Source organism: Azospirillum sp., assembly GCF_050789165.1.
In genome coordinates, this window is record NZ_JBOZRT010000100.1 from 39110 (window position 1) to 65257 (window position 26148).

The following is a 26148-nucleotide window of genomic DNA, read 5'->3' on the forward strand; positions in this document are numbered from 1 at the left end:
GCCGCGATTCGGGCATGATCAATAAAGGATGAGGCGTTCTTTACGGATGGATACGCCCGAAGGGCGCGGCGCGGCGGCAGCCTAAAGCGCTCCCCGCTTCCTCCCAAAGCCCATTTCCCTCAAGGAGAGAAGGGCTTTAAAAATCGAATGCGGGCCGATCTACCGGCCGAACACCCGCTCCGGCATCGCCTCGGCGATGCCCACGGCGCGCCGGAGGTGGGCGGTCACGCAGCGCTCCGCATCCTCGCCGTCGCCGGCGAGGATGGCCCTGGCAATGGCGCGGTGCTCGGCCAGGGAGGCCGCGATGTTCTCGGCCTTCAGCGAGCCGATGAGCTGGTACATCAGCACCGGCAGACGCAACTGCCGCGTCAGCCGCAAGAGCTGCGCGTTGCCGCTGGCGGCGACGATGGCGTCGTGGAAGCGGTGGTTCTCGTCGATGTAGTCCAGGCTGGCCATGCGCGGGTTGTCGTTCCAGATCGGCGCGATGTCCGCCTCGAATCGGGCGCGCACCTCAGGGTCGGCCACCCCGGCGGCGGCGAGACGGGCGGCCAGCGCCTCCAGGCTGCTGCGGATCTGGAACAGCTCCGTCATCTCGCGCTGGGTCAGGCGGCGGACCAGGGCGCCGCGGTGCGGCACGATCTCGATCAGCCCTTCCGCCGACAGCCGCCGGAACGCCTCCCGCAGCGGCCCGCGGCTGACCCGCAGGTCGCGGGTGAGGTCGGCCTCGACCAGCCGCTGGCCGGGCGCGAAACGGCCCTGGAGCATGCCGTCGCGCAGCTGCTCCACCACGTAATCGACGGTGCCGCCGTGCGCCGGGGCGTCGGGACGGTCGTTGGCCGGTAAGGGAGGGGTGCTGTCCGCGGTCAGGGTCATACCCCCATTTTTTACCAGCCCGAAGCGCGGTTGACAATCAGTTCGTCCAACATTATTGTCCTACAATCGAATGATAAGAGCGCCGCCGGGCGCTGCACCGAGGAAACGCCCCGACCCACCCGCACCAGCGGTTTCGCCGCACGCCCCAGGGGCGTGCGCACGGGCCTCCTCGTCCCCGCGGCCGGCGAAGGGAGGAGCGCGATGATGATCGGCAAGGCGGGTCCCGCGGTCAGCGGGATCTGCACCTCGGACGCCAGCAGCATCGAGGTTCGCGGGCAGGACCTCGTGAACGGGCTGATGGGCGAGTTCAGCTTCACCGAATACTTCTTCTTCCTGGTGACCGGCGCGCGGCCGAGCGCCGAGCAGCGCTACTTCCTCGACCTGCTGCTGGTGGCCATCGCCGAGCACGGGCTGACGCCGACGGCGCAGGCGGCGCGGATGACGCTGGCGGCGGCGCCGGACAGCCTGCAGGGCGCGGTGGCCGCGGGCATCCTCGGCTGCGGCACGGTGGTGCTCGGCACCTCGGAGCTGTGCGCCCAGGTGCTGGCCGAGGCGGCGGCCCGCGTCGATGCCGGCGAGGCACCGGACGCCGCGGCGCACGCCGTCGCTTCCGCGATCCGTGGGCGCGGCGGCAAGATGCCGGGCTTCGGCCACCCCATCCACCACCCGCTCGACCCGCGGGCCGAGCGCATCCTGGCCCTGGCGCGCGAGCGCGGCGTCGCCGGGCGCCACGTCGACATGCTGGAGCGCTTGCGCGGCGCCGTCGCGGCGGCGTGGGGCAAGCCGATGCCGCTGAACGTCTCCGGCCCCATCGCCGCGGTGCTGATGGACCTGGACTTCCCGCCGGCCATGACCAAGGCGATCCCGATCCTGGCGCGCACCGCCGGCATCCTCGGCCACCTCGCCGAGGAGCAGCGGCGGCCCATCGGCTTCCTGCTCGCCCACCACGCCGAGAACGCCATCGCCTACGACCCGGCCGGCTGAGGAAAGCACCCGCCATGATCTTCGAGCCCGAAATCGAGACCCGCCCGTGGGCGGAGCAGCGCGCGCACGACGACCCGCTGTACCGGGACCAGGTGCGCCACCTCTTCGCCCACTCCCGCTTCTTCCGCGACAAGCTCACGTCGGCCGGCTTCGCCACGCCCGAGGCGGTCGGCGGGCTGGACGACATCGCCGCGCTGCCGCTGACCGAGAAGGACGAGCTGCGCCGGAGCCGCAGCGAGGCCCACCCCATCGGCACCCACCTCGCCGCGCCCATGGAGAGCGTGGTGCGCATCTTCTCGACCAGCGGCACCACCGGCATCCCCAGCTACATCCCGCTGACGGCCGGCGACCTCGAAAACTGGGTGCGCACCTCCAGCCGCAGCTACGCGGCGTCGGGCGTGGAGGCCGGGCAGCGCATCGTCACCACCTACAACGCCGGCCCCTTCGTCGCGGGTGCCGCGCTGGAGGCGTTCCCGCGCCTCGGCCTCTGCCACATCCCGGTGGGCACCGGCAACACCGAGCGGCTGCTGGCCGCCATCCAGCTGCTCAAGCCGCAGGCGCTGGCCTGCACGCCGTCCTACGCGCTGCATCTGGCCGAGGTGGCGCAGGGCCGCGGCCTCGACCTGCGCGCCAGCAGCGTGGAGCGCATCCTGGTCGCCGGCGAGCCCGGCGGCGGCGAGCCGGCCATGCGCGCCAAGCTGCAGGAGGCGTGGAACGCCCGCGTCACCGAGGCGATGGGCATCGGCGACATCTCGGTCTCGCTGTGGGGCGAGTGCGAGCACCAGCAGGGCATGCACTTCTCCGGCCGCGGCTTCGTGCATTTCGAGCTGATCGACCCCGACACCGGCGCAGCGGTGCCGGTCACCGACGGCGCGCGGGGCGAGCTGGTGCTGACCCACCTGCAGCACCGCGGGGCGCCGCTGCTGCGCTTCCGCACCCGCGACCACGTGGTGATCCACACCGAGCCGTGCGCCTGCGGCCGCACCTCGCCGCGGGTGCGCTGCATCGGGCGGACCGACGACATGCTGATCGTGCGCGGCGTCAACGTCTTCCCCTCGGCGGTGCGCGAGGTGGTGAACCGCTTCCAGCCGGCGGTCACCGGCGTCATCTCCATCCGCCCCAAGGCCAAGGGGGTGAAGCAGGCGCCGCCGCTCAAGGTGGTGGTCGAGCTGGCGGAGGGCACGGCGGCCGACGACGCCCTGCGCGAGCGCATTGAGCACGACATCCGTGCCACCCTGGTGGTGAGCGCCGCCGTGCATCTGGTGCCGGCCGGCACGCTGCCGCGCAGCGAGTACAAGTCGAAGCTGCTCGACTTCTCCGAAGCCACCGAACCGGCGCCGGAGGCGTGAGAGGGCCATGACCACCGCAGCCGTTCTCCAGGCCGTCATCCTGTCGCTCACCGTCGCCGCGCTGTACGCGGCGGTGGCGGCGGGGCTGACGCTGACCGTGGGGGTGACGCGCATCATCAACTTCGCGCACGGCGAGTTCGTCATGCTCGGCGCCTTCCTGACCTACGGCCTGCACACCCGCTGGGGGGTGTCGCCGTGGCTGGGCATGGCGGCGTCGGGGGTGGCGCTCGGGCTGCTGTCGGCGCTGGTCTACCGGCTGTTCCTCGCCCGCGTGCTGAAGCAGGACGAGCACAACCAGCTGCTCGCCACGCTGGGGCTGTCGATCCTGCTGCTCAACATCGCGGTCATCCTGTGGTCGCCGGACCCGCGCGTCATGCAGGCGCCGGCCCTGCTGCCGCCGCTGCACCTGGGGGCGGTGACGGTGCCCGGCAACAACGTGGTGGTGGCGCTGGTCGGGCTGCTGCTGTTCCTCGTCCTGCTGTGGATCAAGAACCACACCCGCTACGGCACGCAGATGCGCTTCGCCAGCGACGATCCGGAGCTGGCGCTGCACGCCGGCATCAACGTCGACCGCGTGTTCGAGCTGTCCTTCGTCATCGGCGGCGCCGCGGCGGGCGTGTCGGGCGGGCTGGTGGCGCTGGTGCTCTACGTGCAGCCGAGCGTCGGCGTCGATCTGGTGATCCGCGCCTTCGCCATCATCGCCTTGGGCGGGCTCGGCAACATCCCCGGCGCGCTGATGGGCGCCGCCATCCTGGCGCTGGTCGAGGGGCTGGTCAGCACCTTCGTGCCGCAGGGCGGCAGCTGGGGCTTCGGCGTCGCCTTCCTGCTGCTGCTGCTCGTCCTCATCGTCCGGCCCAGCGGGCTGTTCGGCAAGCAGGTGCAGGCATGAACGCGGCAGGGATGAACGCATTGGTCCGCCGTCTGGGATTCTACGTGGCGATCGCCGTGCCGTTCGTGGCGGTGGCGCTGGCCGAGCACGCCTTCCTGGTGCAGGTGGCGATCGGCATCGCGGTGTCGGCCATCCTGGCGCTGGCCTGGGACATCCTGTCCCGCACCGGGCAGGTGTCGCTGGGGCACGCCGCGTTCTTCGGCATGGGCGGCTACGGCTCGGCGCTGCTGACGCCGGTGCTCGGGCCGGTGCTGGGGTGGATCATGGGGCTCCTGTTGTGCGGGGCGGTGGCGGTGCTGCTGGGGGCGGTGACGCTGCGCCTGCGGCGGCTGTACTTCACCATCGCCACGCTGTCCTTCAGCCTGTCGATCCAGGTGTTCATCCTGGTGACGCCGGATCTCACCGGCGGCTCGACCGGCATCATGCCGCCGGTGCTGGCCGGCGGCTCGCCACCGCATCAGCTGCTGTTCATCACCGCCTGCCTCGTCGCGGCGGCGGTGGTGAGCGACGTGTTCCTGGGATCGCGCTTCCGCCCGGCCTTCTTCATGATCCGCAACAACCCGCACCTCGCCGCCGCCTCGGGCGTGCCGGTGACGCGGCTGAAGATCCTCGCCTTCGCGGTGTCGGGCATGGTCGCCGGGCTGGCGGGTGCGTGCTACGCGGGCCTGTACGGCTACGTCATCCCCGACGACGTGTTTACCACCAACTGGAACGTCCTGCCGCTAGCGGTGACCATCCTCGGCGGCATGGACACCACGCTGGGCCCGGTGGTCGGCGCGGTGGCGCTGCGCCTGCTGGAGGAGGTGGCGCGGCACTTCGTCGGCGGCGTCGGCTATCAGGTGGTGTACGGCGCGGTGATCATCCTGTTCATCGTCGGCATGCCGGCCGGGCTGGTCGGCTTCGCCCGCGGCCTGCTGCGCCGGCGCAAGACCACGGAGCGCCCCGACGGCGCCAAGGCGAGGCTGGCGTCATGAGCGGGCTGCGCATCGAGGGCTGCACGGTGGCGTTCGGCGGGCTGCGCGCCATCGACAACGTGACGCTCGCCATCCCCGAGGGCACGATCACCGCGCTGATCGGCCCGAACGGGTCGGGCAAGAGCACCTTCGTCAACATGGTGTCCGGCCAGATCCCGCCGGCCGCCGGGCGGATTCTGCTGGGCGGGAACGCCATCACCGGCCTGCGTCCCGACCGCATCGTGCACCGCGGCCTCGCCCGCACCTATCAGGTGCCCAAGGTGCCGAAGGAGCTGACCATCGAGGAGGTGATCTCCGTCCCGCTGCTCTACGCCCGCTCGGAACGCCCGCTGCCGCCGGGGGTGCGCAGCGCCGCCGACCTCGCGCGCTATTGCGGGCTGCGTCCGGCGGTGAGCACGCGGTGCGGCCAGCTCTCCGTCTCCGACCTGCGGCGGCTGGAGATCGCGCGGGCGCTGGCCTGCCGGCCGGACGTGCTGCTGCTGGACGAGTCCATGGCGGGCTTGAGCCTGGAGGACACCGAGCAGGTGATCGCCCTGGTGCGCGAGATCCACGCCTCCGGCGTCACCGTGCTGGTGATCGAGCACGTCATGCGGATCATCGCCAAGCTGTGCCGGCACGCCATCGTCCTCAACCAGGGCCGCCTGCTGGCGGAGGGGGAGCCGCAGCGGGTGCTGACCGACCCCGATGTCCGCGAGGCCTATCTGGGAAAGGGATTCACGCTGTGAACAGGTTCCAGGCCACCGTGGAGCGGGCCGGCTACGGCGCCCTCAGCGTGATCCCCCACCTCGCCTTCGAGGTGTCGGGCGGCGAGCTGCTGGTGCTGCTGGGTCCGAACGGCGCCGGCAAGACGACGGCGCTGCGGGCGCTGGCCGGCACCGCCGACACCGGCCGCCGGGCGCTCCGCCTGGACGGGCAGGACCTGTCGGCGCTGTCCACATGGCAGCTGGCGCACGCCGGTATCGCCTACGTTCCGGACGGTGCGCGCTGCTTCGCCAACGCCACGGTGGAGGAGAACCTGCGCGGCGCCTTCGAGGCGCTGCGCCCGCGCGCGGCGCGGGCCGAGCGGCAGCGGCTGTTGGACGGCGTGTACGAGCTGTTCCCGGTGCTCAAGCAGCGCGGCGGCCAGCTCGCGGGCTCGATGAGCGGCGGGCAGCGGCAGATGCTGGCCATCGCCCGTGCGCTGATGATCGAGCCGCGGGTGCTGATGCTCGACGAGCCCTCGGCCGGTCTGGCGCCGAAGCTGGTCGAGGAGCTGTTCGAGGCGCTCGGCCGCATCAAGGCGTCGGCCGGCTGCGCCATCGTGATGGCGGAGCAGAACTTCGCCGCGGCCATGGGCATCGCCGACACCTGTCTGGTGCTCGACGAGGGGCACGTGGCGCTGTCCGGGCCGGTCGACGCGGTGCGCCACGACGAGCGGCTGAGGGTCGCGTATCTGGGACTATAGCCAACGAAAACAACGGGGAGGGACGGACCATGAGACGGATACTCGCAAGCCTGCTGGCGGCCGCGGCGATGGCCGCCGCTCCCGCCATGGCGCAACAGCCGCCGCTCAAGATCGGCGTGCCGCTGCCGCTGACCGGCGCGCTGGCCGGCGGCGGCAACCAGATCCTCTGGGGCATCCAGTACGCCGCCGGGGAAACCAACGACGCCGGCGGGTTGTTCGGCCGCAAGATCGAGCTGGTCGTCGAGGACACCAAGGGCGAGCCCAACACCTCGGCCACCGTCGCCGCCAAGCTGGCCACCCAGGACAAGGTCGACGCCTTCGTCGGCGGCTTCGGCAGCACGTCGGACTACGCGCTCCTCAACGCCCTGCAGCGTTTCGAGCCGATCTTCATGCACGCCGGCTCCTCCTCGGTCCGGCTGGAGGAGGCGTTCGGCAAGAACGACTGGTACTATCACATCTACATCTGGGACTATCACCGCCAGAAGGCGGCGGTGAACTTCTTCAAGAGCATCCCCGGCGCCAAGACGCTGGCCATCGCGTACGAAGACAAGCTGTACGGCACCGACGGCTCAAAGTTCACCCAGCAGTACGCCAAGGAGGCCGGGCTGGAGGTGGTGATGAACGAGCCCTTCCGCGCCGGCACCCCCGACTTCGCGCCGATCCTCAACCGGGTGAAGGGGCTGGACCCGGACATCCTGTTCATCATCGGCTATTCGGGCGACAACATCCAGATTGCCCGGCAGGCCGACCAGCTGGGCGTCAAGCCGAAGCTGCTGGTCACCCAGGGGGCGGGCGAGAAGCGCTCCGACTTCGGCCCGGCCGGCGACAACGTGGTGGTCATCGACCTGTGGTCGGCCAAGCAGTCCACCCCCGGCCTCGCCGACTGGGTGAAGAAGGCCGAGGCCAAGCGCGGCGGCGAGATCGTCTCCAGCGCCGTGCAGGGCTACGTCGCCATGCGGACGCTGATCGACGCGGCCAAGGCGGCGGGCTCGTGGGACCGCGGCAAGATCCTCGCCGGGCTGGCGTCGATGACCTTCGACACGCCCTACGGCAAGGTCGCCTACACGGCGTCGGAGATGGGCGGCAAGCACCAGCTGATCACCGACAAGAGCATGATCGCCGTGCAGTACAAGCCGGACGGCGGCCAGGAGGTGGTGTGGCCGGCCGACAAGGCGGCGGGCAAGATCACCTACCCGGCGCGGTGACGCGGAGAGAGAGAATGCCCTCCCCCAGCTCCGCTGGGGGAGGGTTGGGTGGGGGCAGCGGCGTGCCCGAGAATCAACGCCTGCCGCCGGTGCCGTAGCCCCCACCCTCCCGCTGCGCGGGCCCCTCCCTCCCCCGCCGGAGGCAGGGGAGGGAAAGCAAATCTGTCCCCAACCACAGGCATGTTCCAATGACCACCCTAGCCGAACGGCTGCGCCAGCCGGGTCTGATCGTGGCGCCGGGCGTGTACGACATGGTCTCCGCCAAGCTCGCCGACGCGGCCGGGTTCGACGCGCTGTACATGACCGGCTTCGGCGTCGTCGCCTCGCACCTCGGGCTTCCCGACGCCGGGCTGGCGACCTACACCGACATGGTCGGCCGGGTGCGCCAGATCGCCGAGGGTACCGCCACGCCGCTGATCGCCGACGGCGACACCGGCTACGGCGGCCTGCTCAACGTCGACCACACGGTGCGCGGCTACGAGGCGGCCGGCGCCCAGGCCATCCAGATCGAGGACCAGGAGTTCCCGAAGCGCTGCGGCCACACGCCCGGCCGCCGCGTCATCCCGCTGGCCGACGCCGCCCGCAAGGTCAAGGTGGCGGCCGAGGCGCGCGCGTCGAAGGACTTCCTGATCGTCGCCCGCACCGACGCCCGCACCGCGCACGGCCTGGACGAGGCGCTGCGGCGCGGCGAGGCCTTCCTGAAAGCCGGCGCCGACATCCTGTTCATCGAATCCCCCGAAAGCGTCGAGGAGATGGAGCGGATCGGCCGCACCTTCGGCGTGCCGCTGCTCGCCAACATGGTCGAGGGCGGGCGCACGCCGCTGCTCGGCCGCGGCGAGCTGGAGGCGTTGGGGTACAAGGTGGCGATCTTCCCGGTCGCCGGGCTGCTGGCCGCGGCCGGGGCGTTGCAGGCGCTCTACGCGCACATCAAGGCCGCCGGGTCGAGCCGGGACTGGGACGGGACGCTGTACCCCTTCCCCGACTTCGTCCGCATGATCGGCTTCGAGCGCGTGTGGGCGTTCGAACGCGCGCACCCGGAGGAGCCCTCCTGACGGCGGCCGCCCCGCTCCGGTCGGGGCGGCCGCCGCGCCCCTACAGGATGAAGTGCTGCACCTCCAGCGCCGGTGCGCCGACGATCTCCACCTCGAAGTCGGCCGTCCGGTCGCCGTTCACGTCGGCCTGCACGAACCCGCCGGCGTAGCGCAGCTCGCCGGCGACGCCGTGGAACGCGTCGTCGCCGATGTAGGTGAAGGCGTCGTTGGCCGCCCCACTGCCCGACTTGGCGTCGATGCCGGCCACGTCGAAGCGGTCGCCGGTGTCGAGGCCGAAGTCCTCGATCACGTCGTGCTCGGCGCCGGCGCGGCTGTCGCTGACGCGGTTGAAGTCGAAGCGGTCGGCCCCCTCGCCGCCGGTCAGATGGTCGAGGCCGCCGTCGCCGATCACCAGGTCGGCGTCGGGGCCGCCGTCGAGCGTGTCGTTGCCGTCGGCGCCGTTCAGCGTGTCGACGCCGAAGCCGCCGTAGACCACGTCGTCGCCGGCGTTGCCGGTCACCCAGTCCGCCCCTTCGCCGCCGTTCGCCGTGTCGTTGCCGTCGCCGGCCTGCATCTGGTCGTCGCCGACGTCGCCCTTGATCTGGTCGTTGCCGGCGCCGCCGTTGACGTGGTCGATGCCGTAGCCGCCGGTCATCACGTCGTCACCGGCTCCGCCGTCCATGGTGTCGTCGTCCAGCCCGCCGTCCATCGTGTCGTTGCCGGCGCCGTCCACCAGCGTGTCGTTGCCGGCCCCGCCGAGGAGCAGGTCGTCGCCCGTCCCGCCATCCACGGAATCGGCGCCCGCCCCACCATCGGCGACGTCGTTGCCATCGCCGCCCAGGACCGTGTCGGTGCCGTTCCCGCCGTACAGGAAGTCGCCGTCGTGCCCGCCGTCCAGGGTGTCGTTGCCGTCGCGGCCGAGCGCCGTGTCGCGCCCGTCGCCGCCGGTGATGCTGCTGTCGCCGTCGGCGCCGACGAGCAGGTCGTTGCGCGCGGTGCCGATGACGTCGGGGGAATAGTGCTGGTTCTCCACGTTCTCGTAGGCGACCTGCGCGCCGCTCGCCGGGCTGGTGGTGCTGAGCCCTTGCAGGCGGTTGCCGGCGTCGCCGTACGGCGCGTAGTAGGTGGCCGAGGTGATGGGGGTGATCACCAGCGAGAAGACGCCGTCCCAGTGGTGCACCTTGGCGGCGGTCCAGCTCGCCGTCTCGCCGGGCTCCACAAGGTCGCCGAACAGGTGCGCGCGGGTGGCGCCGTTCAGGTTCGGCAGCGTGTTGCCGTAGCTGGACTCCATCTCGAGCCGGTAGGCGTTGGACTGCGTCAGGCTGCCCGGCGTGGTGATCGCCGAGGGGTGGAAGTGCGCCAGCGTCGGGTGCGCGTCGTTGCCGACGATGTTCACCGGCGGCATGGTCACCGCATCGACGATGAAGTCGGAGAAGGCGGCGCGGCCGTCGTTGGCGAGCTTCAGGTTGAGATCGAAGCGCAGGTCGTTCTGCACCTGGGCCGAGGTTTTGCCGATGTCGAAGTGGTTGTCGTAGAACTGGTAGACGATGGGCGCCGTGTCGGTGAGCGACGGCGACAGCGACAGCGTGTTGCTCGCCGCGTCGAAGCTGGCCGGGGCGGTCTCGGGGGACAGGGCGTAGACCGTCCAGTCCTTCAGGGTGAAGGTCGAGGTGGTCATGGGTGGCCTCCTGTGGGGTTGGCGCGGTGTGGGGGTGTGCGGACGGACGGCCCGGTCACAGGATCAGGTCCGCCGCCGCCAGCGAGGGCACCCCGACCAGATGCAGCTCGAAGTCGGCGGCACTGTCGCCGTCGACGTCGCCCTGCAGGGTGCCATCGACGAACCGCAGCTGCCCCGCGACGCCGGTGAACGCCTGGTCGCCGATGTAGCTGAAGGCGTCGTCCTCCACGCTCGCGGTGTTCGCGTCGATGCCCTTCAGCTCGATGGTGTCGCCCTGGGCCTGGGAGAAGTCGGTGACGGTGTCGCCCTCCAGCCCCTTGCCGATCTCGTCGGCGCGGAGGAAGACGAAGCGGTCGGCGTCCTCGTGGCCGGTCAGCTGGTCGGTGCCGAGGCCGCCGGTGAGCTGGTCCTTGCCCGAACCGCCTTCCAGCGTGTCGGCATCGTCGCCGCCGTCCAGCGTGTCGTCGCCGGGGCCGCCCACCAGCGTGTCGTTGCCGAAGCCGCCCTCCATCCAGTCGGCCCCGTCCTCGCCGCTCATCCGGTCGTTGCCCGACAGGCCGTAGAACGTGTTGTTGAAGCCGTTGCCGTTGATCACGTTGTCGGTCTCGTTGCCGGACACGTCGCGGCCGGCCGAATGCTCGAGCGTCGCCTCCTCCACCCAGTTCGACATGCTGTAGTAGAGCGTGCTGACGATCACGCGGTCGTAGCCGCCGCCGATGAACTCTTGGACCGCGTCGGCGTCGTCGTTGACGTAGTAGAGGTCGTCGCCGGGCCCGCCGGCCATCCAGTCGCCGTCGTAGTCGCCGTTGAGCGTGTCGTTGCCGGGCCCGCCGTCCAGCCAATCCCTGCCGACGCCGCCGTTCAGGCTGTCGTCCCCGGTCTGGCCCCACAGGAAGTCGCCGTCCTGCTCGCCGTTGAGGGTGTCGTTGCCCTCGCCGCCGACCAGGCCGTCGCGGCCGTAGCCGCCGGCCATCAGGTTGTCGCCGGCCTGCCCGTAGGCGAGGTCCTCGAAGGTTTCGCCGGTGTAGGACTGCCCCTCCGTCGTGGCGTACCAGACCGACTTCCAGGTGAAGTGCGGACCGCCCTTCAGCCCGTCGAACATGCCGCCGAAGTCGCCGATCGGCACCGGCGTGGTGATCAGCGCGAACTGGCCGTCCCAGTGGTGCACCTTGGACGCGCCCCAGCCGGTGTTCTCGTCCCAACCCGCCTGGGTGCCGGTCAGGTACACGTGGTTGGCGCCGTTGAGGTTGGTGCCGGTGTTCTCGTTGGTGCCGGTCTTGTAGCCGGCATAGTCGAAATAGGTGCCGGGCGTCGGCGCCGCCGCCGGGTGGAAATGCGCCAGCGTCGGGTGCAGCGCGTTGACGTCGTTCACGATGTGGGTCGTCGGCGGCATGGTCAGGGTATCGACCGTCAGCTGGTTGACGGCGAAGTCCGACGCGTTGCGGACCCTGAGGTCGAGGTCGAAGCGCAGGTCGTTCGACACGATGTCGTTCGGCAGGTTGTCCTTGAACACGTAGGTGACGGGCGCTGAGTCGACGAACGACGGCGACAGCCGGACGCTTCCGGACGTGCCGGTGACGTTGACGACCGGGTCGGCGCTTTCCGCGCCCAGGGTGGTGACGGTCCAGTTGTTGACGGTGAAGGGCGACGCCATGGAAGCCTCCATGCGCTGGGGTGGTGCGGGGGATGCGGCGGGATCACACGAACACGAAGTCGCTCTGGTCGATCGTGTGGGCGTCCACCCCGACCAGCGTGATCATGTTGCTGCCGATGTGGATCTCGGTGTCGCTTCCGACCTGGGAGATCCCGACCTCGGCGCTGAAGCTGGCCTCGGTCACGCCGGTCTCGGCGATGTCCAGCAGGTCCTGGCCGTCGGTCGGGTCGGGGTCGAAGGAGTCGATGTGGTCGGCGCCGAAATTCAGCTCGAAGACGAACTTGTCGTTGCCGGGGCCGCCGTCCATCACGTCGTTCCCGGGATCGCCATTGAAGATGTCGTTGCCCTCCAGCCCGTAGAGCACGTCGTTGCCGTCGCCGCCGTGCAGCACGTTGTCGGCGGCGCTGCCCCAGATGGAATCGCTGCCGGCGCCGCCCCAGGCGTCCTCGATGACGACGCCGGTGACGCCGCCCTGGTCGGGCAGCGCGTTGGTCACGTCCGCGGCGATGGTGCCGCCGCGCCCGAACTGCAGGTCGGTGGAGGTCGACCGCCACGTGTAGGAGGCCATGCCGCCGCCGGTCGGCGAGTCGTCCAGCGTCGCCGGCCGCAGGTCGATCACGGCGTTGGCCGTGCCCTCGTAGATGATCCGGTCGTGGCCGCCGGTGTCCCAGATGCACTGCCACGCCGCGCCTTGGGCGGAGCCGGGCTCCGGCAGCACGTAGGTGTCGTCGCCGCCATGGTGATCGGTGTTGGCGCCGTAGATCTGCTGGGTCGCGGCGATGTCGAAGGCCATCGGCGTGCTGACCGGGCCGCCCTGCGGGCCGCCGGCCGGGCTCGACACCGGCAGCTGCGCCTCGTTGTAGGACATGATGGTGTAGAGCTTCTGGTTGAGCGCGTTGTCCCCCAGGTCGTTCTGGATGGGGGTGGACGCGCCGGCCGGCGTCTTGCCGTCGACGCCGGGGAAGAGGTCCGACTGCCCCTGCGATCCCTTGTCGTGCGGGTGCGCCAGGCCGATGGCATGGCCGATCTCGTGGGTGATCAGCTCGCCCCCGGACTCCGAGATGACCGGCTTGCCGCCGATGGTGCTCCAGATCGGCACGTTGGCCCCGCCGGTGCCGTCGATGGCGACGTAGACGTGGGCGCGCCCGACGTCGGTCAGCGGCAGCGTGGCGTTGCCGGGGACCGAGTGCTGCGCCGTCGCCTCGCCGGGCGTGCCGGCGTAGCCGCCGTAGTTGGCGATGTCCTTGGAGTGGGAGATGTGGAGCAGGATCTCGGCGCTGTTCGCGTTGGGCGCGTGCTGGAAGTTGATGTGCGCGACGTCGGACCACGCGCTGAACGACTGCTCGGCCGCCGCCCGCAGCGCGGCGACCTGATCGGCGGTCCAGCCGGTGCCGTCGATGTCCCAGCGGACGATGTTGGTGTCGCCGGTCTGGCTGAAGGTGTCCCACCGCCACCCCCCGTTGAGCAGGGATTTGACGTAGACGTTGTCGCCGGTGGCGACCGGCGTGCTGCAAAGTGAGTTCAGGGCCATGGGAAGTCTCCTATCCGTTCTGGGACTGTGCAGAGCGTGACCAAGACTCCCGACGATAGAGACGTCGCGGGTACCCAACTGTGAGCTGGGCCACAGTTTTGCAGTTGATCCAAGATGACGCCGGCAACGGGAGCGATGCGCGCAAACAAATGCCGACGGCAAAAGCCGCCGACGCCGTCTCCGTCGGTGCGGAGACGGCCGGCGGATCCGTGTCGTCCGGGGGAGCGGTGCCCTCCCCCTCACCGCTCCCGCATGGACTTCGCCAGGATGTCCAGCAGGGGCGACACCAGGTAGTGCAGCGCCGTGCGCTCGCCGGTGGTCATCATCACGTCGGCGGCCATGCCGGCGATGACCTTCCGGTCCTCCAGCCGCTTCAGCTCGGCGTCGGGCACGGTGACGCGCACGAGGTAGTAGGGAAGCCCGGTGCGCTGGTCGACCATGCGGTCGGCGGAGACCTGCTCGACGCTGCCGAAGACCGGCGGGGTGGTGCGGCCGGCGAAGGCGGGGAAGCGCACGCCGGCCTCCTGGCCCGGGTGCAGGTGGCCGACGTCGTTGGGCGCCACCTGCGCCTCCACCACCAGCGGCTCGTGCCGCGGCACGATCTGCATCACCACCGAGCCTGGGGCGATGACGCCGCCCTCGGTGTGGGCGGTCAGGCCGACCACCGTGCCGGCCACCGGCGCCCGCACGTCCAGCCGACGCACCATGTCCCCGGTGGCGGCGAAGCGCTCGCGCAGGTCGGCGATCTCCACCTGCACCTTGCGCAGCTCCTGCGCCACGTCGTCCTGGAAGGTGCGGGAGACCTGGATGATCTGCAGCTCGGCCTCGCCGATGGCTTGGCGCGCGCGGGCGATGTCGCCGCCGTGCTCGCCGATCTCGCCGTTCAGGCGCGCGGACTCGCGCTCCAGCGCCAGGATCTGCGCCTTGGGCGAATAGCCCTTGCCGAACAGGAAGCGCTTGTCCGCCAGCTCCTCGGCCAGCAGGGCGAGCTGCCGCCGCTTCTCCAGGATCTGGCTGTTCAGGCCGCCGATCTGCTCCTGGTACTGCGCGACGCGCTGGCGCAGGATCGACACCTGCCCGTCGCGCGCCTGCCGCCGCGTCTCCATCAGCAGCCGCTGCCCGGCGAGGATGTCGGCCACCCCGGGCTCCCCGGCACGGGCCAGCAGCTCGTCGGGGAAGGCCGGCTCGTCGCGCTGCCCGCGCTCGGCGAGCAGGCGCGCCTCCTGCGCCAGATCGGCGTCGAGCTGCGCGCGCAGCACGCCCAGGCTGGCGGCGGCGCGGGACGCGTCCAGGCGCAGCAGCACGTCGCCGGCCGCCACCACGTCGCCGTCGCGCACCAGCAGGTCGCGGACGATGCCGCCCTCCAGGTGCTGCACGTCGCGGCGGCTGCCGCTGACGGTCACCGTGCCCTGGGCGACGACGGCGCTGTTCAGCGGCGCCAGCGACGCCCAGCCGCCGAAGCCGCCGAAGGCGGTGGCGATGACCAGCAGCCCGGCCAGCGCCGGCCCGCGCACACTGGTCGGCACCGGCGGCGCCGGCCGGTCGAGGGCCACGGCCCCCATCGCCGTCCCCATTGGAAAGCGGTCCATGGTTCCTCTCCAGTCCGATCGGTTGCGGGTCATGCCGGGCAGGCCGCGGCCAACGGCGGACGGGCGGCGGCGATGGGCCGCGTCACCTTGGCCAGCACCTCGGCGCGCGGGCCGTGCAGCGCGACCATGCCGTCGCGCATCACCATCACCGTGTCCACGGCCGACAGGAGGCTCGGCCGGTGGGCGATGACGACGAGGGTCCGGCCGGCGTCCTTCTGCGCGACGATGGCGGCGAGCAGCGCCGCCTCCCCCTCCTCGTCCAGGTTCGCGTTCGGCTCGTCCAGGACCAGCAGCGCCGGGTCGCCGTAGAGCGCCCGCGCCAGCCCAAGGCGCTGCCGCTGCCCGCCGGACAACGCCATGCCGCCGTCGCCGACCGGGGTGTCGTAGCCCTGCGGCAGGCGCAGGATCATGTCGTGCACGCCGGCCCGGCGCGCCGCCGCCACCACCGCGCCGGGATCGACGTCACCGAAGCGGGCGATGGTCTCGGCGACGGTGCCGTCCAGCAGCGCCACGTCCTGCGGCAGGTAGCCGATGTGCGGCCCGAGCGCCGCGCGCGGCCACGCCGCCAGGTCGGCGCCGTCCAGGCGCACCGTGCCGGCGCGGGGATGCCACACGCCGACCAGCAGCCGGGCCAGCGTCGACTTGCCGGCGGCGCTGGGGCCGACGATGCCCACCGCCTCGCCCGCCGCGATGGTGAAGGAGAGGGCCCGCACCGTCGGCACCGCGGCGCCCGGAGGCGCCGCCGCCACGCCCTCGAACGCGACGCGGCCGGCGGGGGCGGGAAGCGCCATGCGCGCCGGGGCGGGCGGCGCGGCCTCCAGCAGCTCCGCCAGCCGGCGCCACGCCATGCGGGCGCCGACCAGACCGTTCCAGCCGGCGACCGCGGTGTCCACCGGAGCCAGCGCCTTGCCGCCGAGGATCGAGGCGCCGATCATCATGCCCGGCGTGATCGCGCCGGCGATGGCGAGGTAGGCGCCGGCGCCGAGCAGCGACGTCTGCAAGGCGACGCGCGTGAAGCGGCTGGCGGCGGCGAGCAGCGCGGAGCGGTCGCTGGCCTGCGCCTGATACCCCAGCATGCCGCGGTGGCGCCGCTGCCAGCGGCGGCGCAGGCCCGGCAGCATGCCCATGGCCTCCACCACCTCGACGTGGCGCAGGGCGGCGTCGGCGGCGTGCAGGCTGGCGGTCGCCTCGGCGTTGGCCTGCCGCAGCGGCGCGCGGGCGGCGGCCTCGCTGGCGAGCGCCAGCAGGAACAGCAGGCCCCCGCCGCCGAGCGCGATGCCGCCGAGCAGCGGGTGGAAGAGGAACAGCACCGCCATGAAGACCGGCGCCCAGGGAGCATCGAAGAAGGCGAACAGGCCCGACCCGGTCATGAACTGGCGCAGCGTGGTCAGATCCTGCAACGGCTGCGTCCGGGACCCGCCGGGCGCGCGCAGCTGCCGTTCGAACAGGGCGTCGAACAGCCGGACGTTCAGCGTTTCGTCGAGGATCGCCCCGGTGCGCACCAGCACCCGCGCGCGGCACAGCTCCAGCAGGGCGGACACCAGCATCATGCCCAACGCGATGAGCGTGAGCATCGCCAGGGTGCCTTCGCTGCGGCTGTTCAGCACCCGGTCGTAGACCTGCATCATGTAGAGCGGCGAGGCGAGCTGCAGGAGGTTGACGAACAGGCTCAGCAGCCCGGCGGCCAGCAGGGCGCCCCGGCACGATCCCAGGCTCCGCCACAGCTCCGACGGCGCCGTCCTCATGGTGCCGCCCCCGTGCCGCAGGGGGTGGGAGGCCGGAGCGCCACGGGGGCGGACGCCGGGAACACGGGGGTGCGGACCATGCGGAAAGCCTCCAGGAGGGATTGGCGTGCCGGCCCCACCAGGGCATCGGCAGCGTGACCCTACCCGAGGATTCCCCCGCGGACTGTTGGCTGCCTCACACATCCGGCGCTTCGCCGCCGGCCGCGCCGTCGCGTCAGGGTGCGACGGTCAGCCACCGCGGTGGTGCGTGAGGTAGACGGCCTGCGTGCGGTTGGTCGCGCCGAGCTTCTTCAGGATGTTCCGCACGTGAACCTTGACGGTGCTCTCGCACATCCCGAGTTCGTAGGCGATGATCTTGTTCGCCTTCCCCTCGCGAAGGCAGCTCAGCACCGCGATCTGGCGCGGCGTCAGGTCGCCGGTGTCCGCCGGAGTCCCGGCGTCGCCCTCCGGCGGGCACGCCTGGAGCGGGTCCGACGTCTGGCCTTGCGCCAGCGCGGTGAAGGACGACACCGGTACGAAGGTCCCCCCCGCCGCCACCAGCCGAATGACCCCGAGGGCCACCGCCAGCCCCAAGCTGCTGACGACGTACCCCCGCACCCCGAGCTGAAGAGCCTTCAGGACCAGGCCGGCATCCTCCCGGTCGGTCAGGACAACCAGGGGGATGCATCCCAGGATGCCGATGAGGTGCCGGATCAGCTCGAAAGCCGCCGGTTCGCTCATCCCCGTGATGTTGCAGGCGATCAGGTCGGGGGATGTCGCGCCATGGCACGCGGCCTCCACCTCCTCGACCGACGCCACCGCCTTCACGTGCAGTCCGCGGTCCAGGTTCCTGAGGCTGACCGCCAGGCATTCCCGCGTGAGCACGCTGCCGTCCAGCACGATGGCCTGGAGCCGGTCCCTGGCACACATCCTGTCGCGTGCCGCCGGCGTCGGCTCAAGCTTCGCGGTGAGCGGCTCCTCGTGGTATGCGGGACGAATTCTGACAGTGTTCTTGTCCGTGTACATATCTCTGCCCTGCTTCTTGCAAGGGAGTCTCAATTTACTCCCATAGCCGGTGGCAATGTTCTTGAGCATTCGAAGTCCGGCCGAAGTCGCAAAGGGTATGGCCCAGAATGAACCCCCACCACCTCTCACTTGCGCCCCACCCTGTGGCAAAGCAGGCATGCCACCATGATGGGGTGCTCTGTCAAAGCCCCCCGGCCATCGAATGCAAGGAAGAGCTCTTTATTGTTCTGTGTATTATAGGCTTTCATGGCATGGAAGGAGTCAATCACAATTTTATCGCTACCACATAATTGGATGAAGCACTCCGAAGCAGCATCGCTACGCCAGCGACCAAGCTAAATTTCTGTACGTTGGCTATGTTTGCTTGGTAACTTCACGTTTGTTATCGTTAGGAAACGAAACCACAGGGTGTGACCGCATGGCATTCAAAATATTGTTTCCAGAGAACGGATATTTTCCATCCTCCATGGCAATCACCCAGGGCTCACCCCCCTGAGGGCACCGCTCACCGATCGAATCCTGGAAATCATCACTTCCGATGGGACGCGCTTTGAGAAGCATTGATTGAATGATCGCCATGAGAAGCGCCGCGCGGCGGTTGCATCAGCGCGCGCATTCGCAAATTTTCCAGCGCACCGCCGTGATATTCCATTTGATAGGCATGGGAGAGCGCCGTGCCTCTAATTATCTATTTATAAACCCACCGATGCGGAATGACATTTGTACCAGCGCGATTCCATACGCTGGCGCGCGATGGAGGCCACCATGCTTCCACTTGGAGAGCCGGAGGACGGGCATCGCCCCCTGATCGGGAGCAACGGCGAAGCGGGACGTTCCGCGGAGCCGAAGGGATCCGTGCACTGGCTTGACCGGGGACCCATGCTTGTGAGCCTCATCGACGACCGCGCCCTGTTCCGGGACAGCCTGGCGGCGGCATTGAGCACCGTCGGCGACATCAAGGTGAAGCCGGCCTCGTCAGCCGAGGCCGGGGCCGACCTCCCGGCGACCCTGCGGGGCATGCACGTCGTCTTGATCACGATGGATCGTCCGGACCTGACCAAGGGTCCTTGCGGAGCGGTGCTCGTCCGCGTGCTGGCGCTGGAGGCCCGCCCCGCCGTCGCGGTCATCGTCGGCCGGATCAGCCGGGCGCTCCGGCGCGAGGCGTCGCGCCTGGGCGTCGATGCGCTGCTGACGACGGAGAACGGGCTGTCGGCCCTCGCGGAGGATCTTCGGCGCCTTCGCGCTCAGGCGCGGCCGTAGCAGTCCTCCGGCCGCGCGATGCCGTCTTCGCCGAGGCGGGAGCCGTCGGCACCTCGATGATGTGCAGCGTCTTTGGGGGTTTCACGCCGTCCGTATCAGGAGGCGCCACGCGCCTTCACCACGGCCGGGATCGTGGCGAGGAGAATAAGAACGTCCATCTTCAGCGAGCGATGCCGGATGTAGGCGCAATCCACCGCCACGCGCTCCGCAAACGTCGACCGGTTGCGCGAGGAGATCTGCCAAAGCCCGGTGAGACCCGGCCGCACGCTCAGGATCACCGGAAGCGCCGCGCCGATCTCCGCCCGCTCGTCCGGCAGGTAGGGGCGTGGTCCCGTCAGCGCCATGTCGCCCCTCAGCACATTCACCAGTTGCGGCAGTTCGTCGATGCTGCTGCGCCGCAGGAAGCGGCCGAGGCGCGTCATGCGCGGATCGTGCGTCAGCTTGTGGTGGCGTTCGTACTCCGCACGCGCCGCGGGGCAGGCCGCCAACACCTGGGCGAGCCGCCGTTCGGCGTCGCTGGTCATGGTGCGGAACTTCAGCATCTTGAACGGACGGTCGCCGCGGCCGCACCGGGTCTGCGCGAAGAAGACCGGACCAGGGGAATCCGCCTTGATGAGCAGGGCGACGAGCGCGAAAAGCGGCAGAAGCATGCAGAGCGCCAGGATCGACACGGCGACGTCCATGACACGCCGCACCAGCCGGTCGGCATCGGTCTCCGCCGGCCGCACGCCGGCCGGGGTGGACCTCGCGGGAAAGAAGCGATGCTCGGAGACGGGCAGGTCGCCCATCATGCTCCTGAGTACGCTGTGCATGCAGAAGCTCCCCTTTTTTCTCAGAGCGACCGCCTCTTCCGCCAAGGAACAGGCTATTTCGGCCAGAGCGGGAAGCGCAAATGCGCTTCCAAGGGCAAGACTTGGCGGAGAAAGTCGCGGAATACTCGAGAAGAATAGCTAGCATGGCCTTCCATCAGCTGTCGCCACTTCAATGATGGTTAGTCGGCCAAGGGAGAACGGCGCCGTTTTGCTTAAAAAGGCTTACAGGGAAGGCTGGATGAGGGCCTGCGGCCGTGCCGTCCGGCGTTGGGGGGCGTCACGCGGCGCGGGGCGTCCTCCCTAGTGATGATGCGCAAGCGCTACGGGCGTACCCTGGGCGCGGAGGGTGCGATGGAGAAGGCGCCGATCTGGCGGACCCTCGTTTTGCGACACAAATTTTGGCCCATCCTTGTACCAGGGAAACCGCCGGCGACAGGAATAAAGAAAGAGAGGAGAATGCCATACAAGGGAAGCTAAAATGCCGAATGCATATGAAAGGCCCTTCCAGGGCAAGAGCATCTGGAATGAAACCATTCCGACAACTGCCACCTCCGTAACGGTTCCTGATCTGGCCTCCAAGGCGGTCGGCCTCTCGTCCTGGTTGCCCTACAACGGCTCTTCCGTCCCTGTCTACCAGGCCTCGACATCGAGCCAGCAGGTCAACCTGCTCTACAACCCGAACACCTGGTGGGAGGTGTATTCCGGCGAGTGGCAGAACGTGAACAACACGACGAGCGTCGAGCAGTCGATCCGCTCCACCTCCTCGGTCAACTTCCCCTACCCCTACCACACCTACGTTTCCCAGTCGGGAACCCAGTTCAAGCTGGAAGGCGACTACAACGCCATCCCCGCGGCGACCGGGACCGCCCCGCGCTTCTATGTCCCCGCGGGCGTCAAGCCCACCGCGAACGCGGACGGCCACATGGTGGTCTACCAGCCCGACGGAAAGGTTCTGGAGACCTTCGGGACGGTGGTCCTCTCGGACGGCACCATCGTCGCGCAGACCTACAACGTGACCGATCCGGCGCTGAACGGTGACGGATCGCAGAACGGCGTCACCGCGTCGATGATTCCGGTCTACGCCGGACTGATCACGCAGGAGGACATCGACCGCGGCTCGATCGAACACGCCATCAAGGTCGTCCTGCCGGCCGGACTGCTGGACGCCTCCTATGTGTATCCGGCGCTGTCCTTCGACCGCGGCGCGCTGACGGAGAATCCGCCCTATTCCGGCACCGTGCCCATGGGTGGGCACCTGGCCATTCCCAAGGGTGTCGATCTCGGCACGCTCGGCCTGCAGTCCACCATCGGCCGCATGATCGCGACGGCCGCCCAGAAGTACGGCTTCATCGTGACGGATCGCGGCGGCAGCGGCGTTACGCTCATGACGGAGAACGACGTGACCACCTCGGCCGTCGACACGTGGAACAGCGCGCTCGACGCCGATCTGCGCAAGATCATGGGCGTGACCCAGCGCACGACGCTCGACGGTGCCGACGTGCTCACCGGCGGTGCGCTGAACGACGTCTATTACGCCGGCGCCGGCAATGACCGGGTGAGCGGCCTCGGCGGCAACGACCTTCTCTACGGCGAGGCCGGGCAGGACACCCTGGACGGCGGCGCGGGGAACGACAAGCTGTCGGGAGGGCTGGGCGCGGACCTCTTCGTCATCCGCACGGGCGAGGGCAACGACACGATCCTCGACTTCAGCGGCAGTTGGGGACAGGCCGACCGCATCGACCTGTCGGCGACGGCCTTCACCTCGTTCAGCAGCGTTCAGGCCGCCACCGTCCAGGTCGGCAGCGACGTCGCGCTGACCATCGCGAGCGGGCAGACGCTTCTCCTCAAGAACGTCTCCAAGTCCATGCTGACGGCCCAGGATTTCACCCTGGGCGCCACGACGACCGACCCGACCCCCATCCCGACGCCGGTGCCGGTGCCGGGCACGACCCAGGTCGTGGTGAACGCCTACGGCACCGCGGCCCGCGGCGTGAACGCCCACTTCAACCTGCTGATCGATGGGGTGAAGGTGGGCGAGGCGATGAGCGGAACCACCGCCAAGGACTACACCTTCACCACCACGCTGAGCACCGACCAGGCGCACAAGGTGCAGGTGCAGTACGACAACGACGGCAGCGCCGGCAACCAGGACCGCAACCTGTTCGTCAACAAGATCACGATCAACGGCAAGGCGGTGCTGCCGACCGCCCCCATCGTGACCTATGACAAGGGCGCCCTGGACGGCAAGGACGTGACCGCCGGACAGTCCAGCATGTGGTGGAACGGGACGCTGGTCGTCAGCGCCGACAAGACCTACTTCCCGGCGCCCACCGCGGCGGCGGCGCAGCTGGACCTCTACCAGCAGCTCGTTTCCCAGGAGCCGCGGGTGGAACAGGTGGGTCACGACACGGCCGGCATGCTGACGCACGTGCACGGCCATGACGACACGCCCCCCCTCGGCTTCGAGCTGCTGCACCACCTCGAAGCGGCCTGACGCCGGCCGGGCGCGGCGGGGTTCGGAGAGGGCGGACGCGCTCCACTCCGAACCCCGCCACACGGCCCGGCAAGGTCATGGCGCGGGCTTCGTCCTAGTAGGCGTTGTCGTGGAAGAAGCCGACGAAGGCGGTGACCGCCAGGATGCGGATGTCCCCGAGGAAGGACCAACGCTCAATATACTGGAGATCGCATTCGATCCGCCGGGCCATCTGGTCGGGCGTGGCGGTTTCGCCGCGATGGCCGCGGATCTGCGCCAAGCCCGTTATGCCCGGCTGCACGCGCTGGCGCCGGGCATAGCGCGGAATGATCTTGCCGTACGCGATGTCGTGCTCGACGGCGTGCGGGCGCGGGCCGACCAGCGACATATCCCCGTTCAGCACATTGAAGAGCTGCGGCAGCTCGTCGAGGCTGCTGCGCCGCAGGAAACGGCCCAGCCGGGTTGTCCGGGGGTCGTGGCGCCTGGCCTGCGCTATCCCGTCGGTGCCGCTGTGCACGTGCATCGAGCGGAACTTCAGGATCTCGAAACTGCGGCCGTTGTAGCCCCTGCGCTGCTGGCGGAACAGGACCGGCCCCGGGCTCTCCAGCGCGACGCCCGTCGCGATCAGGGTCATGAGCGGCCACAGGACCAGCAGCAGCGCGAACGAGACGGTCAGGTCGCACGCGCGCTTCAGCCGGCGCTGAGCGTCGCTGAGCGCCGGTCGCTGGAGCGTCGTCACCGGGACACCGCAATAGAGCGATGTTCCGCCAAGGCCTCCGCCATGCACCCCGACCGTCTCGTGGATGGCGACGTCGAGGGTGAGGAACGGCGCCAGGAACGCTTCCTGCGCCTGCGCGCCGAAATGCCCGTGCGCGATAACGATGTCGCGGATGATCCCTTCCGACACGAAGCAGAGCGCCTGTTCGACCGACAGGCCGGACGGAAGGCCCGGCGCGGCGCTGTCCAGCGTGAAAACGGCGCAGCCGGCCCCCTTGTCGCGCTGCACCGCATCGGCGAGGCGTGCGACGTGACGACGGCCCGCGACGATCAGCACGCAACCGGAGAGGCGTGCCGCCCCAGCCGGGGCGGCATCGCGCTCCCGGCCGTTCGCTGGCAGCGGATGCGCCGCGTTGCCGAGAAGCCCGCGAGACCGGATGGGCACGCCGGCATGCGCGACGAGAGGCTGCTGGCGCTTGCCGGTGTCGGCATCGTGATCCAAGAATGAGGTCATCATCCATGTCCCCCCAAAGAATACCGGCGGCCGCGTTCACGGGTGAGGAAGTCCCCCGTTCGGTGAAGGCGGCTCCACGCGTGAAAGATTCGCGAAAATGCGGGCCAGATCCTCGCTGTGCCCCTGGTCCCAGCGATCGAGCGCCGGATCGTGCGGACCGTATTCCACCATCAGCGTCACGCCGGCGCCGCCGCGGTCGACGACGATGAAGCCATAGCTCGACGCCGTCCGCGCCAGGAGGCGCCCGAATGCGGTGGTCAGCCCGAGGCGTTCCAGGTCCGCATCAGCCGGCAGGGCGAGCCGCGCACCCATCGGCAGCGTTCCCGAGTAGGGCGGCTGTTCGGTACGGGCGCCCCGGTCGAACGCAAGCGCCGGGTAGACGAAGGCAGTGTCGAGCAGACCGGCCGGGACGACGATCTTGACCGCGTGTTCGATGGCCCCGGCCCGGAACTCGGCCCGGCGGATCAGACCGGCGTAGACGGGAATCATCGACGCGGTGACGCCGTTCTGGCGGCCGTCGCCCATGCCGCCGGGATCGGTGATCTTGAAGGTCTGGCACACGATGGTGCCATCGGACAGCACGACGGTGGCGAAGGTTTCCAGCATCCGCCCGTCCGGCTGACGGACCACCATATGGCCGTCGGCATTCAGGCTCGGATGCACCCCGCGCGGCGCGCGAACGAACTGCCCGCCGCGCGGCACGGTGACCTTGTCGAACCGCACCGGAAGCTTGAGCCGCTCCGCCGACTGCGAGACGTAGGGGTGGTGGGGAGGAAACACCGGCGTCGCCGTCCGCCGGATCTCCGCCTCGGTCGCCGCGCCGTTGCCGGTGTGCCTCCACGCGCCGTTGGCGACCATGACCCAGGTCCGGTCGTTGTGGAGCACCCGGACCAGAGGGTCGGTCGCGGCAGCCGTGAAGATCGGAATCGAAGAGGCGTCCGGGTCCAGCCAGGACGACAGGCCGACCGGCAGCGCGGCAAGCCCCGGCACCGGGGTGCGGGCCGCGGTCGGCGGGATCGGCGTGTTCCAGGGGCTGTCCGCCCGGAAGGGACGGTCGCGACCGGCCGCGTGCGCGGCAGCCGTGACCAGGATCAGGCCGGACACGGCCGTTGCGGCCATCAGCACCGCCATCGTCGACACGCCGCCGTTGCGCACACCGACGGCTTTCGGGCCATCGGCCGTGGGCAGCGGGCCGGAAGGAGCGCTGCGCCGGGAGGCATGCCCGGCTCTGAGCGCCGGACGCTCGATCCCCAGGTAGGTGGCGGTGGCGGCGGCGCCGGCCACGGCGGCAACCAGCGCGAGGTTGGCCAGGAAGCCGGCCCGGCCATTCCAGCTCAGGCCATGGCGCGCGAGCCAGAGCGTGACCGGCTCGTTCCAGAGAAACAGGCTGTAGGAAATGACGCCCAGGGCAGCGACCGGCCGCCACTCCAGCGCGCGGGCCAGCCATGATCGGGGCCGTTCAGCGGCGCGCGGCAGCACGATGAGACCGAGCAGCACGCCGCACGCGGGCCCGAGAAGCACGTCGAACACGGGCTTTCCGCCAACCGGATATCGCACGGCGAGGAGCGCCAGGGCGGCCCCCAGCCCGGCGAGGCCGATGGCAGCCCAGCGCGGCCACGCCGCCGGGACGCCGAACCGGTCATCCTCCATTCCGACGTGAAGCACCGCCACCGCCATGCCCCAGGTGAAGAGGTCGGCGTGGCACCAGAACCCCAGGGCCAGCACGGCGTACCAGCTGCCGTCCCACGGGTCGCCGCTCAGCACTCCCTGCCGCGCGAGAGCGACCGCGACGGCCTTGCCGATCAGGCCCGTCAGCAGCAGCAGGCCGGCGGGGAGCAGCGCGGTCCGCAGACGGGCCGCCCTGCCCTGACCCGCACCGGACCGCCGCCAGGCCAGCGTGGCGAGCACCGGAAGCGCCAGATAGAACACCGCTTCCACGGCCAGGGACCAGGCCGGTCCGATCCCCGTGAGGGCCGTGGCCGGGCTGTAATTCTGGACCAGCGCCATGTTGGCGAGGAGAACGCCGGGACGCGTGGCCAGAGAGCCGACGGACATCGTCGCGATATCGGTCCGTGCCACCTCGAGCACGACGGCGACGAGCAACAGCACCACCCAGTAGGCCGGCAGGATCCTCAGGGCACGGCGGATCAGATAGATCCGGACGCCGGGCAGCGCCTCGTTCCGCAGGATCGCACGGGCAAAGGGACGGTAGAGCAGAAATCCGGAGAGGGCGAAGAACAGCGCGACCCCCGCCTGCAGGTTCCACAGCAGGGTGTCCACCGGACCGAAGGAGGCCCGCGAGCCGTCCGGCGCACCGTAGAGCCAGACGTGGTACACGGAGACCGACGCCGCAGCGACACCGCGCAGCCCTTCGACACCAGGAATGCCCGCGCGATGCTGTGCCATAGCCGGCCCCTGCCC

General features: G+C 70.1%; 21 protein-coding genes. 10 read left to right on the plus strand and 11 right to left on the minus strand.

The features are described 5' to 3' along the window. Window positions 1-159 precede the first annotated feature (159 nt). Window positions 160-873: a GntR family transcriptional regulator gene (locus ACRWK7_RS22555; protein ID WP_431858551.1), complete on the minus strand. Its 714-nt coding sequence runs from the start codon at window positions 871-873 to the stop codon at window positions 160-162. A 201-nt stretch (window positions 874-1074) separates the two neighbouring features. Between ACRWK7_RS22555 and ACRWK7_RS22560 the strand changes: the two genes are divergently transcribed. From ACRWK7_RS22560 to ACRWK7_RS22595, 8 genes are all read left to right on the plus strand, one after another. Next, a complete protein-coding gene (locus ACRWK7_RS22560; protein ID WP_431858552.1) occupies window positions 1075-1857 on the plus strand; it encodes a citryl-CoA lyase in 783 nt (260 codons plus the stop codon). A gap of 14 nt (window positions 1858-1871) precedes the next feature. Then, complete coding sequence (locus ACRWK7_RS22565) at window positions 1872-3206, plus strand: phenylacetate--CoA ligase family protein (RefSeq protein WP_431858553.1); 1335 nt, start codon at window positions 1872-1874, stop codon at window positions 3204-3206. Window positions 3207-3213: 7 nt separating this feature from the next. After that, complete coding sequence (locus tag ACRWK7_RS22570; RefSeq protein WP_431858554.1) at window positions 3214-4095, plus strand: branched-chain amino acid ABC transporter permease; 882 nt, start codon at window positions 3214-3216, stop codon at window positions 4093-4095. 11 nt (window positions 4096-4106) lie between these two features. Continuing rightward, window positions 4107-5069 (plus strand): branched-chain amino acid ABC transporter permease, encoded by a 963-nt coding sequence (locus tag ACRWK7_RS22575; RefSeq protein ID WP_431858555.1) that lies wholly within the window; start codon window positions 4107-4109, stop codon window positions 5067-5069. After that, a complete protein-coding gene (locus ACRWK7_RS22580) occupies window positions 5066-5794 on the plus strand; it encodes an ABC transporter ATP-binding protein (protein ID WP_431858556.1) in 729 nt (242 codons plus the stop codon). Before ACRWK7_RS22575 ends, ACRWK7_RS22580 begins: the two co-directional genes overlap by 4 nt. After that, window positions 5791-6513, plus strand: a complete 723-nt coding sequence (locus ACRWK7_RS22585; RefSeq protein ID WP_431858557.1) for an ABC transporter ATP-binding protein — start codon at window positions 5791-5793, stop codon at window positions 6511-6513. The genes ACRWK7_RS22580 and ACRWK7_RS22585 overlap by 4 nt, the downstream gene beginning before the upstream one ends. A gap of 29 nt (window positions 6514-6542) precedes the next feature. Further along, the gene (locus tag ACRWK7_RS22590) at window positions 6543-7718 is read left to right on the plus strand and encodes an ABC transporter substrate-binding protein (protein WP_431858558.1); all 1176 of its coding nucleotides are present in this window, start codon (window positions 6543-6545) and stop codon (window positions 7716-7718) included. Window positions 7719-7906: 188 nt separating this feature from the next. Beyond that, the gene (locus ACRWK7_RS22595) at window positions 7907-8770 is read left to right on the plus strand and encodes an isocitrate lyase/PEP mutase family protein (protein WP_431858559.1); all 864 of its coding nucleotides are present in this window, start codon (window positions 7907-7909) and stop codon (window positions 8768-8770) included. A gap of 40 nt (window positions 8771-8810) precedes the next feature. On the opposite strand, the gene ACRWK7_RS22600 is transcribed toward ACRWK7_RS22595, so the two are convergent. The 7 genes from ACRWK7_RS22600 to ACRWK7_RS22630 form a co-directional block, all read right to left on the minus strand. Further along, the gene (locus tag ACRWK7_RS22600) at window positions 8811-10427 is read right to left on the minus strand and encodes a calcium-binding protein (RefSeq protein ID WP_431858560.1); all 1617 of its coding nucleotides are present in this window, start codon (window positions 10425-10427) and stop codon (window positions 8811-8813) included. Between the two features lie 55 nt (window positions 10428-10482). Beyond that, window positions 10483-12081 carry a calcium-binding protein gene (locus ACRWK7_RS22605; RefSeq protein ID WP_431858561.1) on the minus strand — a complete coding sequence of 533 codons (1599 nt, stop codon included), beginning with the start codon at window positions 12079-12081 and terminating at the stop codon, window positions 10483-10485. 43 nt (window positions 12082-12124) lie between these two features. After that, window positions 12125-13612, minus strand: coding sequence for a matrixin family metalloprotease (locus ACRWK7_RS22610; protein ID WP_431858562.1), 1488 nt, complete (start codon window positions 13610-13612; stop codon window positions 12125-12127). 239 nt (window positions 13613-13851) lie between these two features. After that, a complete protein-coding gene (locus ACRWK7_RS22615; RefSeq protein ID WP_431858563.1) occupies window positions 13852-15201 on the minus strand; it encodes an HlyD family type I secretion periplasmic adaptor subunit in 1350 nt (449 codons plus the stop codon). A 29-nt stretch (window positions 15202-15230) separates the two neighbouring features. Next, entirely contained in the window at window positions 15231-16946 is a 1716-nt protein-coding gene (locus ACRWK7_RS22620; RefSeq protein ID WP_431858564.1) for a type I secretion system permease/ATPase, read from the minus strand. Between the two features lie 228 nt (window positions 16947-17174). Beyond that, window positions 17175-17951, minus strand: a complete 777-nt coding sequence (locus tag ACRWK7_RS22625; protein WP_431858565.1) for a LuxR C-terminal-related transcriptional regulator — start codon at window positions 17949-17951, stop codon at window positions 17175-17177. Window positions 17952-18305: 354 nt separating this feature from the next. Further along, complete coding sequence (locus ACRWK7_RS22630) at window positions 18306-18530, minus strand: hypothetical protein (protein ID WP_431858566.1); 225 nt, start codon at window positions 18528-18530, stop codon at window positions 18306-18308. A 306-nt stretch (window positions 18531-18836) separates the two neighbouring features. Here ACRWK7_RS22630 and ACRWK7_RS22635 point away from each other — a divergent pair, with 306 nt between their 5' ends. Then, on the plus strand, window positions 18837-19211 hold the full coding sequence (locus ACRWK7_RS22635; protein WP_431858567.1) for a hypothetical protein: 375 nt from the start codon (window positions 18837-18839) through the stop codon (window positions 19209-19211). Between the two features lie 95 nt (window positions 19212-19306). Here ACRWK7_RS22635 and ACRWK7_RS22640 read toward each other — a convergent pair whose 3' ends face one another. Further along, complete coding sequence (locus ACRWK7_RS22640; RefSeq protein WP_431858568.1) at window positions 19307-20023, minus strand: sugar transferase; 717 nt, start codon at window positions 20021-20023, stop codon at window positions 19307-19309. Window positions 20024-20501: 478 nt separating this feature from the next. Between ACRWK7_RS22640 and ACRWK7_RS22645 the strand changes: the two genes are divergently transcribed. Continuing rightward, the gene (locus ACRWK7_RS22645) at window positions 20502-22517 is read left to right on the plus strand and encodes a carbohydrate-binding domain-containing protein (RefSeq protein WP_431858569.1); all 2016 of its coding nucleotides are present in this window, start codon (window positions 20502-20504) and stop codon (window positions 22515-22517) included. Window positions 22518-22611: 94 nt separating this feature from the next. On the opposite strand, the gene ACRWK7_RS22650 is transcribed toward ACRWK7_RS22645, so the two are convergent. Together ACRWK7_RS22650 and ACRWK7_RS22655 are read right to left on the minus strand one after the other, a co-directional pair. Next, on the minus strand, window positions 22612-23730 hold the full coding sequence (locus tag ACRWK7_RS22650) for an exopolysaccharide biosynthesis polyprenyl glycosylphosphotransferase (RefSeq protein ID WP_431858570.1): 1119 nt from the start codon (window positions 23728-23730) through the stop codon (window positions 22612-22614). Window positions 23731-23763: 33 nt separating this feature from the next. Continuing rightward, complete coding sequence (locus ACRWK7_RS22655; protein ID WP_431858571.1) at window positions 23764-26133, minus strand: acyltransferase family protein; 2370 nt, start codon at window positions 26131-26133, stop codon at window positions 23764-23766. Between the last annotated feature and the right edge of the window lie 15 nt (window positions 26134-26148).